6 tRNA genes and 2 rRNA genes are annotated in these 1,198 nt (G+C 51.2%); all 8 read left to right on the top strand.

What is annotated here, in order from left to right:
* Nucleotides 1-218: ribosomal RNA gene (locus RB298_RS00340) — 23S ribosomal RNA — on the top strand; the annotation flags it as partial.
* A gap of 150 nt (nt 219-368) precedes the next feature.
* Nucleotides 369-485 (top strand): 5S ribosomal RNA (gene rrf, locus RB298_RS00335).
* Between the two features lie 9 nt (nt 486-494).
* A tRNA-Asn gene (locus RB298_RS00330) sits at nt 495-570 on the top strand.
* Nucleotides 571-573: 3 nt separating this feature from the next.
* Nucleotides 574-649, top strand: a tRNA-Thr gene (locus RB298_RS00325).
* A gap of 37 nt (nt 650-686) precedes the next feature.
* Nucleotides 687-761: transfer RNA gene (locus tag RB298_RS00320), tRNA-Glu, on the top strand.
* Nucleotides 762-805: 44 nt separating this feature from the next.
* Nucleotides 806-881, top strand: a tRNA-Val gene (locus tag RB298_RS00315).
* A 53-nt stretch (nt 882-934) separates the two neighbouring features.
* A tRNA-Gln gene (locus tag RB298_RS00310) sits at nt 935-1,009 on the top strand.
* Nucleotides 1,010-1,075: 66 nt separating this feature from the next.
* Nucleotides 1,076-1,151: transfer RNA gene (locus RB298_RS00305), tRNA-Lys, on the top strand.
* The last annotated feature ends 47 nt before the right edge of the window (nt 1,152-1,198 follow it).

Here is a 1,198-nt window from a genome sequence, read left to right as displayed (position 1 = left end):
GACGTACCGCTGGTGCACCAGTTGTTCCGCCAGGAGCATGGCTGGGTAGCTACGTACGGACGGGATAAGCGCTGAAAGCATCTAAGCGTGAAGCCCCCCTCAAGATGAGATTTCCCAGTATGTAAGACCCCTTGAAGACGACGAGGTAGATAGGTTGGAGGTGGAAGTGCAGCAATGCATGGAGCTGACCAATACTAATCGGTCGAGGGCTTATCCAAAAAACACCCCAAAAAGTGAAGCGAAGCTTTGAAGCGGATGCCGAATACTTTTCGGGGACCCCGATACCACATCGGGTGAATGCTACGGATTCTAATGTGCTGCAAATATCGTTTCGTATCTAGTTTTCAGGTGATCAAGCATCTGAACCGTTTGGTGGCGATGGCGGAAGGGTTCCACGCGTTCCCATACCGAACACGACCGTTAAGCCTTCCAGCGCCGATGGTACTTGGACCGAAGGGTCCCGGGAGAGTAGGACGTCGCCAAGCGGTACATATTCCCTGATAGCTCAGTTGGTAGAGCACTCGACTGTTAATCGAGTTGTCACAGGTTCGAGTCCTGTTCGGGGAGCCACTTGCTTCCATAGCTCAGTAGGTAGAGTGCATCCATGGTAAGGATGAGGTCACCGGTTCGATCCCGGTTGGAAGCTCCAGATTCGCTTTTGGTTTGGACATGCATCATGAAAATGTGGCCCGTTGGTCAAGGGGTTAAGACACCTCCCTTTCACGGAGGTAACAGGGGTTCGAATCCCCTACGGGTCACCACTATTTTATTGCATCAGGGGGATGAGAACCCCATGAGTTTATACGGAGGCTTAGCTCAGCTGGGAGAGCATCTGCCTTACAAGCAGAGGGTCGGGGGTTCGATCCCCTCAGCCTCCACCATTTCATGCATGATTCTAACGAGAATCGGCAAGATAGAAGTAACTCAACGATTTTGGGGATTAGCCAAGCGGTAAGGCAACGGACTTTGACTCCGTCATGCATAGGTTCGAATCCTATATCCCCAGCCACTTTACTCCAAATAGTAAAGTTACGCTTTGAAGGTGATTCCGAGTATTTTCGGTGGCCTGAAATGCGAGCCATTAGCTCAGTTGGTAGAGCACCTGACTTTTAATCAGGGTGTCGAAGGTTCAAGTCCTTCATGGCTCACCATTGTTTCATCTTGTGCGCGTGTGGCGGAATTGGCAGACGCACTAGAC

The organism is Priestia sp. BR_2 (genome assembly GCF_041954005.1).
Taxonomy (GTDB): domain Bacteria; phylum Bacillota; class Bacilli; order Paenibacillales; family Paenibacillaceae; genus Paenibacillus_AQ; species Paenibacillus_AQ lautus_A.
The sequence above is the reverse complement of the archived record's forward strand: the minus strand, read 5'-3'. Positions and strand labels throughout refer to the sequence as shown.